At 73.7% G+C, this 14,249-nt stretch carries 13 protein-coding genes; 8 read left to right on the top strand and 5 right to left on the bottom strand.

Translation table 11 applies throughout. From position 1 onward, the window contains the following. Nucleotides 1-14: 14 nt before the first annotated feature. Genes AB5J54_RS25425 through AB5J54_RS25415 form a run of 3 tightly spaced genes read right to left on the bottom strand, consistent with a single transcriptional unit; the run spans nucleotide 15 to nucleotide 2,517 of the window. Entirely contained in the window at nucleotides 15-425 is a 411-nt protein-coding gene (locus AB5J54_RS25425; RefSeq protein WP_369146213.1) for a RidA family protein, read from the bottom strand. After that, on the bottom strand, nucleotides 422-1,195 hold the full coding sequence (locus AB5J54_RS25420) for an IclR family transcriptional regulator (protein WP_369146212.1): 774 nt from the start codon (nucleotides 1,193-1,195) through the stop codon (nucleotides 422-424). Before AB5J54_RS25420 ends, AB5J54_RS25425 begins: the two co-directional genes overlap by 4 nt. Continuing rightward, nucleotides 1,192-2,517 (bottom strand): PfkB family carbohydrate kinase, encoded by a 1,326-nt coding sequence (locus tag AB5J54_RS25415; protein ID WP_369149456.1) that lies wholly within the window; start codon nucleotides 2,515-2,517, stop codon nucleotides 1,192-1,194. The genes AB5J54_RS25420 and AB5J54_RS25415 overlap by 4 nt, the downstream gene beginning before the upstream one ends. A 194-nt stretch (nucleotides 2,518-2,711) precedes the next feature. Here AB5J54_RS25415 and AB5J54_RS25410 point away from each other — a divergent pair, with 194 nt between their 5' ends. Further along, nucleotides 2,712-3,986, top strand: a complete 1,275-nt coding sequence (locus tag AB5J54_RS25410; RefSeq protein WP_369146211.1) for an alanine racemase — start codon at nucleotides 2,712-2,714, stop codon at nucleotides 3,984-3,986. A gap of 29 nt (nucleotides 3,987-4,015) precedes the next feature. Continuing rightward, on the top strand, nucleotides 4,016-5,608 hold the full coding sequence (locus AB5J54_RS25405; protein ID WP_369146210.1) for an amidohydrolase family protein: 1,593 nt from the start codon (nucleotides 4,016-4,018) through the stop codon (nucleotides 5,606-5,608). Here AB5J54_RS25405 and mptB read toward each other — a convergent pair. Together mptB and AB5J54_RS25395 are read right to left on the bottom strand one after the other, a co-directional pair. Beyond that, nucleotides 5,582-7,063, bottom strand: a complete 1,482-nt coding sequence (gene mptB, locus AB5J54_RS25400) for a polyprenol phosphomannose-dependent alpha 1,6 mannosyltransferase MptB (protein ID WP_369146209.1) — start codon at nucleotides 7,061-7,063, stop codon at nucleotides 5,582-5,584. The genes AB5J54_RS25405 and mptB overlap by 27 nt on opposite strands. Before the next feature lie 111 nt (nucleotides 7,064-7,174). After that, a complete protein-coding gene (locus AB5J54_RS25395) occupies nucleotides 7,175-7,648 on the bottom strand; it encodes a hypothetical protein (protein WP_369146208.1) in 474 nt (157 codons plus the stop codon). A gap of 125 nt (nucleotides 7,649-7,773) precedes the next feature. Between AB5J54_RS25395 and AB5J54_RS25390 the strand changes: the two genes are divergently transcribed. The 6 genes from AB5J54_RS25390 (at nucleotide 7,774) to AB5J54_RS25365 (ending at nucleotide 14,124) form a co-directional block, all read left to right on the top strand. Beyond that, complete coding sequence (locus AB5J54_RS25390; protein WP_369146207.1) at nucleotides 7,774-8,985, top strand: pyridoxal phosphate-dependent aminotransferase; 1,212 nt, start codon at nucleotides 7,774-7,776, stop codon at nucleotides 8,983-8,985. A gap of 80 nt (nucleotides 8,986-9,065) precedes the next feature. Continuing rightward, nucleotides 9,066-9,461: a hypothetical protein gene (locus AB5J54_RS25385; RefSeq protein WP_369146206.1), complete on the top strand. Its 396-nt coding sequence runs from the start codon at nucleotides 9,066-9,068 to the stop codon at nucleotides 9,459-9,461. Nucleotides 9,462-9,619: 158 nt separating this feature from the next. Beyond that, a complete protein-coding gene (locus tag AB5J54_RS25380; protein ID WP_369146205.1) occupies nucleotides 9,620-10,756 on the top strand; it encodes a hypothetical protein in 1,137 nt (378 codons plus the stop codon). Further along, nucleotides 10,753-11,970, top strand: coding sequence for a toxic anion resistance protein (locus AB5J54_RS25375; protein ID WP_369146204.1), 1,218 nt, complete (start codon nucleotides 10,753-10,755; stop codon nucleotides 11,968-11,970). Before AB5J54_RS25380 ends, AB5J54_RS25375 begins: the two co-directional genes overlap by 4 nt. Further along, nucleotides 11,967-13,547, top strand: coding sequence for a substrate-binding domain-containing protein (locus AB5J54_RS25370; RefSeq protein ID WP_369146203.1), 1,581 nt, complete (start codon nucleotides 11,967-11,969; stop codon nucleotides 13,545-13,547). The genes AB5J54_RS25375 and AB5J54_RS25370 overlap by 4 nt, the downstream gene beginning before the upstream one ends. Continuing rightward, complete coding sequence (locus AB5J54_RS25365; protein ID WP_369146202.1) at nucleotides 13,534-14,124, top strand: hypothetical protein; 591 nt, start codon at nucleotides 13,534-13,536, stop codon at nucleotides 14,122-14,124. The genes AB5J54_RS25370 and AB5J54_RS25365 overlap by 14 nt, the downstream gene beginning before the upstream one ends. Nucleotides 14,125-14,249 lie beyond the last annotated feature (125 nt).

The raw sequence follows: 14,249 nt of genomic DNA, 5'->3' as shown, positions 1-14,249 counted from the left end.
GGCCGGGGCACTGCTCAGTCGAGGACGGCGAGCGCGTCGATCTCGATGAGGAGGCCGGCCGGGAGGCCGACGTAGACGGTGGTGCGGGCCGAGGCGGGGGCCTTGAGGTTCTGGTCCTCGAAGTACTGGTCGTAGATCTCGTTCATCTCGGCGAAGTGGTCCACGTCCGTGAGGTAGACGCGCATCATCATCACGTCGTCCCAGCTCGCGCCGCCCTCCTCCAGGATCGCCTTGACGTTGGCGAAGGTCTGGAGGGTCTGCTCGCGCAGGGTCGGCCCCGCGACCGTCGGGGCCCGGCCCTCGACGGCGGGCAGGAAACCGACCTGGCCGGCGACCTGGAGGATGTTGCCCTTCCGGACGCCGTGCGAGAACCTCGCCGGCGGGGCGGTGTGGGTGGCGGGGGTGAGAGCGGTCTTCTCGGTCATGCGGTCGGTTCCTCTGTTTCCTTCGTCGGAGCGGTGCCGGAGTACTCGCGGCTGATGGCGTCCGCGGTGCCGCGCACCTGCGGGAGGAGGGTGAGGAGTTCCTCGGCCGTGACGACCACGTTGGGCGCCGAGACCGACATCGCGGCCACGACCCGCCCGTCGGCCCCTCGGATGGGCGCGCCGACGCAGTTGATGGACTCCTCGTGGCCGCCGAGGTCGGTGGCCCAGCCCTGTTCGCGTACGGTCGCCAGCTCCTTGAGGAAGGCGGCGGCGTTCGGCGTCGAACGGGGGGTGTACGGGGGGTAGTCGAGCTTCGCGGCGACCGCGCGGCGCTCCGGCTCGGGCAGGTCGGCGAGGAGCAGCTTGGCGACGGCGGCCACGGTGATCGCGACGGGCTTGCCGATGCGCGAGTACATGCGGACCGGGTAGCGGGACTCGACCTTGTCGATGTAGACGACCTCGCCCTCCTCGTACACGGCGAGGTGGATCGTGTGCCCGATCCGCTCGTTGAGGGCGGTGAGGTAGGGGTGGGCGATCTCCCGGACGTCGAGGTTCTCGACGGCCTCCTGCGCGAGCGCGAAGAGCCGGGCGCCGAGGCGGTAGCGCTGGTCCTGCTGCCGGTGGACGAGCCCGTGCTCGTGGAGCGTGCGCAGCAGCCGCAGGGCGGTGGACTTGTGCACGCCGAGCCGCTCGGCGACCTGCCCGAGGTCGGCGGGTCCCTGGGCGAGCAGCGGCAGGATGCTGAGCGCCCGGTCGACGGTCTGGCTCATGGCGTACGTACCTCCTGGTCGTCCCCCGTCCAGCCGGGGCCGAGGTGAAGTGTGCCCCAGGCGGCGTCGTCGAGCGCGGCCAGCCGGTCGGCGTGCTCCCGGCGGGGCGGCGCGGCGAAGTCCCCGGGCACGGCGAGCGCGGCGGCGGCGGCGAGATGCCCGTGCCGGAGGCGCGCGGCCATGCCGAGGCCGCGGAGGGTGGCGGACAGAAACCCGGCGACGAAGGCGTCCCCGGCACCGACGGGGGAGACGACGGCGACGCGGGGGGCGGGAGCGGGGGTGACGGTGTCGGTGGCGGTGGCGGTGCCTCGCGCTCGGCCCGGTACGGCGCCCGGCGCGTGGCCGGCCGCGTGGCCCGGCGCCTGGCCCGGTACGGCGCCCGGCGTGTGGCCCGGCGCGGGTGCGGGGCCCGTTGCGGGGCCCGGTGCCTGGTCCGGTGCGGGCGCGGGGCCGCTGCGCGGGGCCTCTCCCCCACCCCGCCCCTTCCCGAAACTGGGGGCGAGCCCCCAGCCCCCCGTACGCCCTCCGGGCGTGTCCTCAAACGCCGGACGGGCTGGAATTCCAGCCCCGCCGGCGTTTGAGGCGCGGGGGCCCGGGGGCGGAGCCCCCGGTTCGGGAAGGGGCAGGGTGGGGAAAGAGGCCGCGCCGCGCTCGAACGCCACCGCACTCCCCGCTCCCCCCTTCACCACCAGCACCGCCGGCTCCGCGAGCACCTCCCTGATCGCCGCCGGATCGGCCACGCCCCACAGCACCTCCGCCTCGTCCGCGCCCACGAAGACGACATCCGCCCGCCGCGCGAGTTCGAGGAGCACCTCGGGGGCGCTGTCGTCGCGCCACAGCCCCGCCCGGTGGTTCACGTCGAACGAGACGAGCGGCCGGCCGGGCCGCGGGGCCGTGAGCGCGCGCATCAGGGACAGGCAGTCCGCCGAGAGCGCCGCCGTGATGCCGGTGAGGTGGAGGATCCGGGCGTCGGCGACCGAGGCGTACGGGACGGTCGCCGGCGACATGGCCGAGGCGGCCGAGCCGGCCCGGTAGTAGACGACCTCGTGCGCGTCGGTGGCCCGGTCCTCGTCCGTACGGAAGTAGGCGCCGGTCGGACGGTGCGGGTCGCGCCCGACCGCGCCCACGTCGACCCCGTACCCCGCGATCGTGTCGACGAGGTGCTCGCCGAAGCCGTCCCGCCCGACGCGCCCGACCCACCGCACCCGGTGCCCGGCGGCGGCCAGCGCACAGGCGACGTTCGACTCGGCGCCGCCGATCGCGCGGGTGAAGGAGGGTACGTCGGCGAGGCGGCCCGGCCGGGTCGGCAGGAAGGCGACCATGGACTCGCCCAGGCACACGACGTCCGGGGGCGACGACACGCGCGCGGGTCCGCTCACTCCCGGGCTCCTCGGACTCGTACGGGTCCATTGACCCGGCCTTGGCCCGGATGTTAGACAGCCATCAGCACCATGCGCAATGAGCGTTGCACATCCCGCAACGACCGTTCCGCAACGCCCCACGACGAGGAGGCCTCATGCCGCGCACGCCCGACCTGGCGAACGAGCGCGTCGACCACCGCTTCAAGGCCCTGCCCCCGGACGCCGAGGGCCTGACCGTCGGCGAACTCTCCGCCCAGCGGCGCAACCTCTTCACCGGCGGCTACACGACCCCGGTCCTCGCCCTCTCCGCCGAGTCCGTCGAGCACAACCTCCGCCTCCTGGAGACCTACGCCGAGCGCCACGGCCTGGCCTTCGCCCCGCACGGCAAGACCTCCATGGCCCCCCAGCTCTTCGACCGGCAGCTGGAGCACGGCGCCTGGGGCATCACCGCCGCCGTCCCCCACCAGGCCCGCGTCTACCGCGCCCACGGCATCGCCCGGATCTTCCTGGCCAACGAGGTCGTCGACCCGGTCGCGCTGCGCTGGCTCGCCGCCGAACTCGACTCCGACCCCGCCTTCCGGCTCGTCTGCTACGTCGACTCCGTGCGCGGCGTCGAGCTGATGGACGAGGCCCTGCGCGCGGCCGGCGCGGCCCGCCCCGTGGACGTCGTCGTCGAGCTGGCCGCCGGCGCGACCGGGCGGACGGGCGTCCGGACGGAGGCGGAGTGCGCGGCCGTCGCCGACGCCGTCGCGGCCGCCCCCACCCTGCGGCTCGTCGGCGTCGCCGGGTACGAGGGCACGATGCCCGGCGCCGACGCCGACAGCGTGCGGGAGTGGCTGCACCGCCTCGTCGGGCTCGCCGCCGACTTCGACAAGGCCGGCCGCTTCGACCCGGCGATCGGCGAGATCATCGTGAGCGCGGGCGGCAGCGAGTGGTTCGACACGGTCGCCGAGGTCTTCGCGGAGATCCCCGAGCTCTCCCTCCCGGTCCTCAAGCTGCTGCGCTCCGGCGCGTACGTCTCCCACGACGACGGCCAGTACCGCAACCGCACCCCCTTCAACCGGATCCCCGAGGAGGGCGCGCTCCAGCCGGCGTTCCGGCTCTGGTCGCAGGTCGTCTCCCGCCCCACGGCCGAGCAGGCCTTCACCAACGCGGGCAAGCGGGACGCCGCCCACGACCTGCACCTCCCCGAGGCGCACGTCGTCCGCGACAGCCGCACGGGTGAGATCCGCCCCGCGGAGGGCATCACCGTCACGGGCCTCTCCGACCAGCACACCTGGCTCGCCACCGGACCGGGCGCGGACCTGGAGGTCGGCGACTGGGTGGGGATGGGCCTTTCCCACCCCTGCACGATCTTCGACAAGTGGCAGCTGATCCCGCTCGTCGAGGCGGACGGCACGGTGGTCGACCACATCCGCACCTTCTTCTGATCGCCGAGGACCACCAGAGGGGGCAGGACATGGACCTCGTCTTCCGTGACGCGGAGGTCGTCGACGGCAGCGGCGGCGACTCCTACCGGGCCGACGTCGGCGTCGAGGGCGGCCGGATCGTCTCGATCGTCAAGGAGGCCGCGGCGGCCGGCTGCCAGCGCCCGACCGCCCGCCGCGTCCTGGACGCCGAGGGCCTCGTCCTCTCCCCCGGTTTCATCGACATGCACGCCCACAGCGACCTCGCGCTGCTCCGCGACCCGGACCACAGCGCGAAGGCCGCGCAGGGCGTGACCCTGGAGGTCCTGGGCCAGGACGGCCTGTCGTACGCCCCCGTCGACGACCGCACGCTCGACGAGGTCCGCCGGGCGATCACCGGCTGGAACGGCGGTGCGCCCGGGGACACGTCCGTCGACTTCGACTGGCGCACGGTCGGCGAGTACCTGGACCGGCTCGACCGGGGCATCGCGGTGAACGCGGCGTACCTGATCCCCCAGGGCACGGTCCGCATGTACGCGATGGGCTGGGAGGACCGTCCGGCGACGGCGCCCGAGCTCGACCGCATGCGCCGGCTCGTCGCCGAGGGCCTGGAGCAGGGCGCGGTCGGCATGTCCTCCGGCCTCACCTACACCCCCGGCATGTACGCCCCGGACGCCGAGCTCACCGAGCTGTGCCGGGTCGTCGCGGAGTACGGCGGCTACTACTGCCCGCACCACCGCTCGTACGGGGCGGGGGCGCTGCGCGCGTACGAGGAGATGGTGGCGCTCACCCGGGAGGCGGGCTGCGCCCTGCACCTGGCCCACGCCACGATGAACTTCGGCGTGAACGAGGGCAGGGCCCCGGAGCTGCTGGCCCTCCTCGACGCGGCCCTCGACGCGGGCGCCGACATCAGCCTCGACACGTACCCGTACACCCCGGGCAGCACGACCCTGCTCGCGCTGCTCCCGAGCTGGGCGAGCGAGGGCGGCCCGGAAGCGGCCCTGGCCAGGCTCCGCGACGACGCGACGGCGGAACGGATCCGGCACCACCTGGAGGAGCTCGGCTCGGACGGCTGCCACGGGGTGCCGGTCGACTGGGCGACGATCGAGATCTCGGGCGTCACGGACCGGGGACTGGCGGAGCACGTGGGCCGCAGCGTCGACGGCTGGCCCACCGCCCGCCGGCTCCTCCTGGAGGACCGCCTGGGCACGACGATCCTCCAGCATGTCGGCCACGAGGAGAACGTCCGGACGATCATGCGCCACCGGGTGCACACGGGCGGCTCGGACGGCATCCTCCAGGGCCTCAAGCCGCACCCGCGCGCGTACGGCACGTTCCCGGAGTACCTGGGGCGGTACGTGCGCGAGCTCGGCGTCCTCTCCCTGGAGGAGTGCGTCGCCCATCTGACCTCCCGCCCGGCGGCCCGCCTCCGCCTCCCGGACCGGGGCCTGGTGCGGGAGGGCCATGTGGCGGACCTGGTCCTCTTCGACCCGGCGACGGTCGCCGCGGGCGCGACGTACGAGAACCCGCGCACCCTGCCGGTGGGCATCCCGCACGTGCTGATCGACGGGAGGTTCGTCGTGGAGGACGGCCGGAGGACGGACGTACTGGCGGGCCGGTCAGTCAGACGGACGCAGCCCCGCTGAGTCCCGGGCCGGCGCCGATCGCGTACCGCGCGTGCGCTGGGGCGGCACGGTACCTTCGCCGGCACCGCCCGCTCCAGGCCCCCACGGCTCCCGCCGCACCCACACGAGCCCCACCACCAGCACCAGCCCCGCCGACACGAACCCGTACCACGGCGTGTGTCCCGACGGCTGCGTCTCGTACACCAGCGCCGCCGACAGCACCGCGAGGACCTGCCCCGCCCGGCTCCGCCACGCGACGCCCGCGACGACGACCGTCCCCCACAGCAGGTACCAGGGCTGCACCATCGGCGAGAGCGCCACGAGCGCGACCAGCGAGAGCCCGAGCCCGAGGACGGGGTCGAGACGCCCCCGGTGGGCCCGCAGGGCGAGCGCCACGATGACCCCGACGGCGAGCAGCAGCCCCAGCTTCTGCACGACCCCCTTCACGGGCTCCGCCTCGCCCCCGAGGAGCAGCCCGAGCCCGAGGCCGAGGTCGCTCGTCAGGGACAGCGGCGTGTGGATGGCCGCGGCGACGCTCTGGGTCCGCAGCCACCCGAACCCGGTCCCGGCGAGGACCGAGGCCCCCGCCGCCACGGCGCCCGCGACGGCCCCCGGCAGGACGAGACCCTTCAGCAGGCCCCGTACGCCGCCGCCGCGCGCGAGGAGCACGCCGATGAAGAGCAGCGCGACGGCCGCCGGCGACTTGACCATCATCGCGAAGCCGACGAGGACGCTGCCGAGCACCCACCGGCCGCGCGTGGCGAGCAGGACGCCGCCGAGCATGAGGCCGATCATCAGGCCGTCGTTGTGCATGCCGCCGACGACGTGGACGAGGAGCAGCGGGTTGAGGGCGGCGAGCCAGAGCGCCCCGTCACGGCCGCCGCCCCCGCCGCCGAGGCCGCGTACGGCCCAGACGATCAGGGCGAGCGCGCCGAGGGCGACGAGCCGCAGGCCGAGGACGGAGGGCACGACCGCCCCGCCGGTCAGCTTCACGATGCCCGCGGCGAGGAGCAGGAAGGCGGGTCCGTACGGCGCGGGGGTGTGGGTCCAGTTCCCGCCGACGCTCGCCGCCGCGTCGGCCCCGAGGTCGCCGGGGCCGAGGACGGCGGGCCCGGCCCCGTACACGTCGTGGCCTTCGAGGACCATCGCGCCCTGGGCGATGTAGCTGTAGACGTCGGCGCTGTGCAGCGGCGGGGCGAGGAGCAGCGGCGCGGTCCAGCAGGCGAGGGTGGCGAGCACCCCGTCCCGCAGGCCGCGGGCGAGGAGGACGCCGTAGCGCCACCAGGCGGCGACGAGCAGGGTCAGTCCGAGGGTCGCCAGGACCGCGCCGGCCACCTCGGCCGCCGAGCCGCGCGGCTGCCACAGCGGCCCACCGCCGAGGACCGGAAGGGTGCCGGCCGCGTATCCGCCGACGGCCACGGCGAGCGACCCGCCCGCACCGAGCCACCGGCATCCGGAGGCACTGAAAGCCCACATGACCGGCCAACCTATCCCGACGGCCCGGGATCCCCCGAACCGAGGCCGGTCCCTACCGGGGGCGCCTGGTCCCTGCCGGGGGTGCCCTTCCCCACCGAGGCCGCCCGGTCCCTACCGAGGCCGCTTGGTCGCCCCCCGCCCCTTCCCCGGCTTCCCCAGCCGGTCGGCCGACGCGGTGGCGGACGGGTCGGCGGTCGGCGGGGCGGTGGTCGCGGACCCGGACGGAGCAGCGGTGACCGTGGTCTTCACGGAAGGCGACACGGACGGGTGCGTGCCGCCGGGCACGGACGTGGCGCCGCCGCCCGAAGAGCCCGGGGCGCCGAAGTTCCCCGTCCCCGAGGTGTCCGAGGTCCCTTCGGAGGGGTCGGCCTGGATCATCGCGGGCGGCCCGTCCGCCCCGTCGTCGGCGGGGGACCGCGTGCCGCCGCTCTTGCCGAGGCCGCCGGTGAGCAGCGCGGCGGCCAGACCGAGAACGGTGACGCAGCCCCCGGCGAGCAGCCACACGGCACCGCGGCCCCGGCGTGCGGGGGCGTGGCGGCGGCGGGCGCGCCGCGGTGCGGCGGCTCCGGGGTCGTGGTGGCTCATGGCCCGGATTGTAGGGAGCACGTCACCGTCGATGCGATCCGGGTCACACCTCGGCACACCGCCCCGCTGTCCGACGTGTCCCAGAACACTCCGCATCGCGACCGCCCCCGCCGTAAGCTCTCGTCATGCAGGTGATCCAGTCCACGAAGCTCGCCAACGTCTGTTACGAAATCCGGGGTCCGGTGCTCGAAGAGGCGATGCGGCTCGAAGCCGCGGGTCATCGCATCCTCAAGCTGAACACCGGAAACCCGGCCGCCTTCGGCTTCGAGTGTCCGCCCGCCATCCTGGAGGACGTGCTCCGCAACCTCTCCGAGGCGCACGGCTACGGCGACGCGAAGGGGCTGCTCTCGGCCCGCCGGGCGGTGATGAGCCACTACGAGACGAAGGGCATCCCGCTCTCCGTCGAGGACATCTACCTCGGCAACGGCGTCTCGGAGCTGATCCAGATGTCGATGCAGGCGCTGCTCGACGACGGCGACGAGGTCCTCGTGCCGGCCCCGGACTATCCGCTGTGGACGGCCTCGGTCTCGCTCGCGGGCGGTACGGCCGTGCACTACCGCTGCGACGAGCAGTCGGACTGGATGCCGGACCTCGCGGACATCGAGCGGAAGATCACCGACCGCACCAAGGCGATCGTGATCATCAACCCGAACAACCCGACGGGCGCCGTCTACGACGACGAGATGCTCCGCTCGCTGACGGAGATCGCCCGCCGGCACAGCCTGGTGGTCTGCTCGGACGAGATCTACGACAAGATCCTCTACGACGGCACGACGCACACCCCGACCGCCGCGATCGCCCCCGACCTCCTCGTCCTCACCTTCAACGGGATGAGCAAGAACTACCGGGTGGCCGGCTTCCGCTCCGGCTGGCTCGCGGTGTGCGGCCCGAAGCACCACGCGTCCTCGTACATCGAGGGCCTCACGATCCTGGCCAACATGCGCCTGTGCGCGAACATGCCGGCGCAGCACGCGGTGGCCGCCGCGCTCCAGGGCCGGCAGTCGATCGAGGACCTGGTGCTGCCGGGCGGGCGGCTCCTGGAGCAGCGGGACACGGCGTACGAGCTGCTGACGCAGATCCCGGGCGTGACGTGCGTGAAGCCGAAGGGCGCGCTGTACCTGTTCCCGCGTCTCGATCCGAACGTCTACAAGATCAAGGACGACCGGCAGATGGTCCTGGACCTGCTGCGGGCCGAGAAGATCATGGTGGTGCACGGGACGGGCTTCAACTGGCACGAGCCGGACCACTTCCGGATCGTCACGCTGCCGGCGGCAGCGGACCTGGCGGACGCGGTGACGCGGATCGGCCGCTTCCTGGACGGCTACAGCCAGCCGTAGCCCACCACTCCGGACGACGCTCAACTTTAGACCGAATCTAAGCTAGGATGGCCTGCAGAGCACCTCAGGAGGCCATCCCCATGTACGAACCGATCCGCACCAAGTCGGTCCACCGGATGGCCGACGACGCCCAGGACACGTACCCGCACCGCTCCCGCGAGGAGGAGCTGGACATTCAGCTCGCAGGACACCTCGCCGCCCTGCTCGCCGTCACCGACGAGCTGGGCGACACGGAGGCCGGCGAGCTCATCGCCCGGCAGGTGGCGCGGCTGCGCGGCGCACCGCCCGCGCGGCACGCGGGGCTGAGCGGTTCGTCCGCGCAGGACCTGCACCGCAAGGCGCACGCCCTCGCGGGCCGCGCACTGGTCGTCGCCGCCTCCCGGGCCGACACGGCCGCCGCGATCCTCGCCGCCGGGCGCATGGACGCGCACACCGCGGCGCTGGCCGGGGACACCACCCTGGTCTCCGCCCCCTGACGGCCCCGGGCCGCGCGGCACGAACCGCGCGGCCCGGGCGCCCACCAACCCGGCCCCCCGAAGAGAAACCCCCGAACACCCGGGATACGGCAGCCCGCGCTCCGGTTCGGTACCGGGATCGCTCCTTCACCCCCCGTACACCCGACTCCCCCTGGAATGTGGGTTTCCGCGAGCACGCTGCCCGCGTGAGACGCATCCTGGGAATCGTCCTGGCCGTCCTGCTCCTCGGCGGCGTGGCCGCCGTCCTCGTGACGGGCGGCGACAAGGACACAGGCACGGCAACGAAGACCGTGCGAGGAGTCATCGGATCGGAGAAGGCCGAGTTCTTCGCCGATCCACAGGTGGTGAAGGCCCTGGCCGCCAAGGGCTTCACCGTGGCCACCGAGACCTCCGGGTCCTGGGACATGGAGGAACTGCCGCTCGACGGCTACGACTTCGCCTTCCCGTCCTCCAAGGGCCCGGCCGACGAGATCCGCGCCAAGGCGCAGCGGAGGACGAAGGACAAGGCGGCCTCCGCGCCGCTGCGGCCCTTCTACTCGCCCCTCGTCGTCGTCGCGCACAGCGCCGCCGCACAGGTCCTCGCCGGCAACGGCCTGGCGACCCTCGGCCCGCGCGGGACGAGCGGCACCCTGAAGATGGACGCCTACCTCGCGGCGGCCCGCGCCGACCGGACCTGGCAGCAGCTCAAGGGCTCCGGCGGGCACGCCGAGCTGAGCGGCACCCTCTTCATCACCTCCACCGACCCGGTCGCCTCCAGCTCCGGCGCCCTCTACCTCGCCGCCGCGAGCTATGTCGCCGACGGCGGGCGGGTCGCGGGGAACAAGGCCGCCGTCGACCGCACGGCCCCGCTCATGCGCAAGCTGGTGCAGGTGCAGGGCGCCCAGCAGTCCGGCTCGGACGCGCCCTTCCGGGACTTCGTCAGCGGCGTCGGCAACCCGCTCGTCCTCGTGTACGAGTCGCAGGTCGCCTCCCAACTGCTCGCCGGGCGGCCCATGGGCGACCTCGTCGTCCTCTACCCGGACACCACCGTCAACAGCGACCACACCCTCGTACCGCTCACCGAGAACGGCCGCGCGCTCGGTGAACTGCTCTCCGCCGACCCCGAGTTGCGCAAGCTCGCGGTCCGCCACGGCTTCCGTCCGCAGGGCGCCGCGAGCGAGTTCACCGCCGCGACCGGCGGCCAGACCGCGTACCTCAACCAGACGCTGACCGGAGTCCGCCAGGCGCCCGTGCCCACCAGCAAGGTGCTGCACGAGATGGCGCTGCGGGCCCGCGACCAGGGGGACACCGCATGACCACGCCCGAGGATCCGAGAAGAACGATGGCCCTGACACCGCCCGGGCAGGACGCCCCGCTCGTCCTGACCCCGCCCGAGCCCGTGCCCGCCGTCCGCGCCGAGCAGGCCTCCGGCCTGGTGCCGCTGGACGAGTCCGTCCGTACGGAGATGTCCCGCCGGGCCGTCGAGTACGTCGGCTCACTGTCCGGACTCGACCCGCGCTCCCCCGAGTTCACCGGCCGCATCAACGAGATCGCGGCGCTCGGCGCGGGCGAGATCCGCTCCGCCGCGCAGCAGTCGAACCGGATGCTCGACCGCACGATCCGCTCCCTCGGCGAGGGCGCGGGCGGCGGCGACGCGCAGACCCGCGTCGGCTCCTCCCTCGTCGAACTGCGGCGCACGGTCGAGGGCCTGGACCCCCGGGACACCCCCGCCAAGGGCTTCAAGGGCCTCCTCTCCAAACTGCCCGGCGGGAACAAGCTGCGCGACCACGTCGCCAAGTACGCGTCCTCGCAGGCCACCCTGAACCGGATCGTCGGCTCGCTGCGCAGCGGCCAGGACGAACTGAGCCGCGACAACGCCGCGTTGCAGACCGAGCGGGCCCGGCTGTGGGAGACCATGGGCAAGCTCCAGGAGTACGCGGTGCTCACCGACGCGCTCGACGCGGCCGTGGAGGAGCGCATCGCCCTCACACCCGACCCGGCGCAGGCGGACGCGCTGCGCGCCGACGTCCTCTTCCCGGTCCGGCAGAAGCACCAGGACCTGCTGACCCAGCTCGCCGTCTGCGCCCAGGGCTATCTGGCGATGGACGTGGTCCGCCGGAACAACGACGAGCTGATCAAGGGCGTGGACCGGGCGGCGACGACGACCCTGTCGGCGCTGCGGATCGCGGTGATGCTGGCCTCGGCGCTGGAGAACCAGCGGAAGGTCACCGAGCAGGTGATCGCGCTGCGCTCGACGACCGAGGACATCGTCCGGGGCAACGCGGAGATGCTGGAGCGTCAGGCCGGGGACATCCAGGCCCTGGCGGCGGACCCGGCGGTGGGCGCGGAGACGCTCCGTACCGCCTTCCAGCAGATCTACCGGACGCTCGACGCCATCGACACGTACAAGGTGCGGGCGACGGAGTCGATGGCGGCGACGGTCGCGTCGCTGTCGGCCGAACTCCAGGAGGCGAGCGCCCACTTGGAGCGCAGCCACCGCACCGGCGCGACCGAGGGCGGTCTCGGATGAGCGGCCGCACCGCCCGCGCCGCCGTCACCGCCCGCGCGACCGTCGCCGCCCTCGCGCTCGCCCTCCTCGCCACCGCCTGCTCCGGCGGCGGGGACGACCGCCCCGAAGCGCAGAGCACGGAGTTCAAGGCCGGCACCCTCCGGGTCCTCGCCTCCTCCGAGCTGGCCGACATGGGCCCGGTCCTCGACGAGGCCGGCAAGGCGACCGGCATCACCGTCCGGCCCACGTACGCCGGCACCCTGGACGCCGTCCAGCGCATCGCGTCCGGCGAGGCCGACAAGGCGTACGACGCCATCTGGCTCTCCTCCAACGACTACCTGCGGCTCCGCCCGGACACCGCGAAGAAGATCACCAACGAGACGCCGATCATGACCTCGCCGGTGGCGCTCGGCGTGCGGCCCGCGGCCGTCGCCCGGCTCGGCTGGGACCCGGCGAAGGTGACCTGGTCGCAGCTGCACCGGGCGGTCGCCGACGGCCGGCTGACGTACGGAATGACGGACCCGAAGCGCTCCAACTCGGGCTTCTCCGCGCTCGTCTCGGTCGCCTCCGGCCTGTCCGGCGCGCAGTCGGCCCTCACCGAGCAGGACGTCACCCGGGCCACCCCGAAGCTCAAGGAGTTCTTCACCGGCCAGAAGCTGACCTCGGGCTCCTCGGGCTGGCTCGCCACCGCCTACGCCCGCCGCACCGACGTCGACGCGCTGGTGAACTACGAGTCCGTGCTGCTGTCCGCGCCCGAGAAGCTCACCGTGATCCGGCCGTCCGACGGTGTCGTGACCGCCGACTACCCGCTGACCCTGCTCACCTCCGCCCGCCCCGAGGCGAAGGAGGCGGCGAACCGGCTCACCACCTGGCTGCGCACCCCGGAGGCCCAGCGGCGGATCACCGGGACGACGCTGCGCCGCCCGGTGGTCGCCGGGGTCGGTCCGGCCCCGGCGCTCGCCCGGGACCCGCGCCGCGAGCTGCCGTTCCCCGGCAGCCGGGCGGTCGCCGACGATCTGCTCGACGCGTACGACAACGCCCTGCGCAGGCCCTCCCGCACGGTGTACGTGCTCGACACCTCGGGCTCCATGGCCGGCGAGCGGCTCGATCGGCTGAAGTCGGCGCTCATCGAGCTGACCGGCGACTTCCGGGACCGGGAGGAGGTCACCCTGATGCCCTTCGGCTCCTCCGTGAAGCAGGACGAGGTCCGTACGCACACGGTCGACCCGGCCTCCCCGAAGGCGGCGCTCGACGCGATCCGCGACGACGCGGGGAAGCTCTCGGCCTCCGGGGGCACGGCGATCTACTCCAGCCTCCAGGAGGCGTACACGTTCCTCGGGAAGACGCCGGCCGACACGTTCACCTCGGTCGTCCTGATGACGGACGGGGAGAACGACGGCGATCCGGCGTCCGCCTTCGACACCTTCTACCGCTCCCTCCCGGCCGAGCAGCAGCGCACGCCGGTCTTCCCGATCCTCTTCGGGGACTCCGACCGGGGCGAGCTCGACCACATCGCGAGCCTGACCGGCGGAAAGCTCTTCGACGCCCACCAGGGTTCGCTCGACGGCGCCTTCGAGGAGATCCGTGGGTACCAGTAGCCGCCTGCTCGGGTACGTCGAGTCCCGCAAGAACCTGACCGGCAGCGTCTGCGGTCTGGCCGGTGTCGGGATCACCCTCACCGGCGCGGCGGGCGGCCTGTGGCCGCTCGTCGTCGGCGGACTGTACGCGGCGGGGGCGCTGATCGCCCCGCCGGAGCGCCCGGACACCCCGCACTTCCCGGGCGCGGACGAGCAACTCGACGCGCTGCGGGCCGACTTCGCGACCCTCCGCACGTACCTCACCGAGGTGGAGCTGCCGCCGGAGACCCGGGAGAAGGTGTCCGCGCTCGACACCCTGGTGGAGGCCCTCCTCGAACCGGGCTGGGTGAGCGACCCGGACCACCTCCACGTCCTGGCCCGCGCGGTCCGCCAGGACGTCCCGGAGGCCGTCGACACCTTCGTACGGACGCGGTGGTGGTCGCGGTTCACGCCGGGCGCCGAGCCTCCGGAGAGCCACCTCGAACGCCAGCTGACCGCGCTCCACGAGGAGATGACGGCGATCGCGGCCGCCCTGCGGGACGCGGAGGCGATCCGCCAGGAGGTCCACACCCGCTATGTGGAGGAGCGGGGCAACTGAGCGCGGACATGCGCCGGCCCCCGGAGCCTGAGGGGGCTCCGGGGGCCGGTTGCGTCGTGATGGACCGTCGTGACCCCACTGGTCAGGGCGGTGTTTCGGGGCAGCCCACCACGAGTTCGAGAGGG

Source organism: Streptomyces sp. R44 (genome assembly GCF_041053105.1).
Lineage (GTDB): Bacteria > Actinomycetota > Actinomycetes > Streptomycetales > Streptomycetaceae > Streptomyces.
The sequence above is the reverse complement of the archived record's forward strand: the minus strand, read 5'-3'. Positions and strand labels throughout refer to the sequence as shown.

Excerpts from the sequence above, each read along its gene's own strand:
- AB5J54_RS25410 (WP_369146211.1), top strand. The coding sequence starts at position 2,712 with ATGCCGCGCACGCCCGACCTGGCGAACGAGCGCGTCGACCACCGCTTC.
- AB5J54_RS25415 (WP_369149456.1), bottom strand. The coding sequence starts at position 2,517 with ATGGTCGCCTTCCTGCCGACCCGGCCGGGCCGCCTCGCCGACGTACCC.
- AB5J54_RS25370 (WP_369146203.1), top strand. The coding sequence starts at position 11,967 with ATGAGCGGCCGCACCGCCCGCGCCGCCGTCACCGCCCGCGCGACCGTC.
- AB5J54_RS25420 (WP_369146212.1), bottom strand. The coding sequence starts at position 1,195 with ATGAGCCAGACCGTCGACCGGGCGCTCAGCATCCTGCCGCTGCTCGCC.
- AB5J54_RS25385 (WP_369146206.1), top strand. The coding sequence starts at position 9,066 with ATGTACGAACCGATCCGCACCAAGTCGGTCCACCGGATGGCCGACGAC.
- AB5J54_RS25390 (WP_369146207.1), top strand. The coding sequence starts at position 7,774 with ATGCAGGTGATCCAGTCCACGAAGCTCGCCAACGTCTGTTACGAAATC.
- AB5J54_RS25375 (WP_369146204.1), top strand. The coding sequence starts at position 10,753 with ATGACCACGCCCGAGGATCCGAGAAGAACGATGGCCCTGACACCGCCC.
- mptB (WP_369146209.1), bottom strand. The coding sequence starts at position 7,063 with ATGTGGGCTTTCAGTGCCTCCGGATGCCGGTGGCTCGGTGCGGGCGGG.
- AB5J54_RS25405 (WP_369146210.1), top strand. The coding sequence starts at position 4,016 with ATGGACCTCGTCTTCCGTGACGCGGAGGTCGTCGACGGCAGCGGCGGC.
- AB5J54_RS25425 (WP_369146213.1), bottom strand. The coding sequence starts at position 425 with ATGACCGAGAAGACCGCTCTCACCCCCGCCACCCACACCGCCCCGCCG.
- AB5J54_RS25395 (WP_369146208.1), bottom strand. The coding sequence starts at position 7,648 with ATGAGCCACCACGACCCCGGAGCCGCCGCACCGCGGCGCGCCCGCCGC.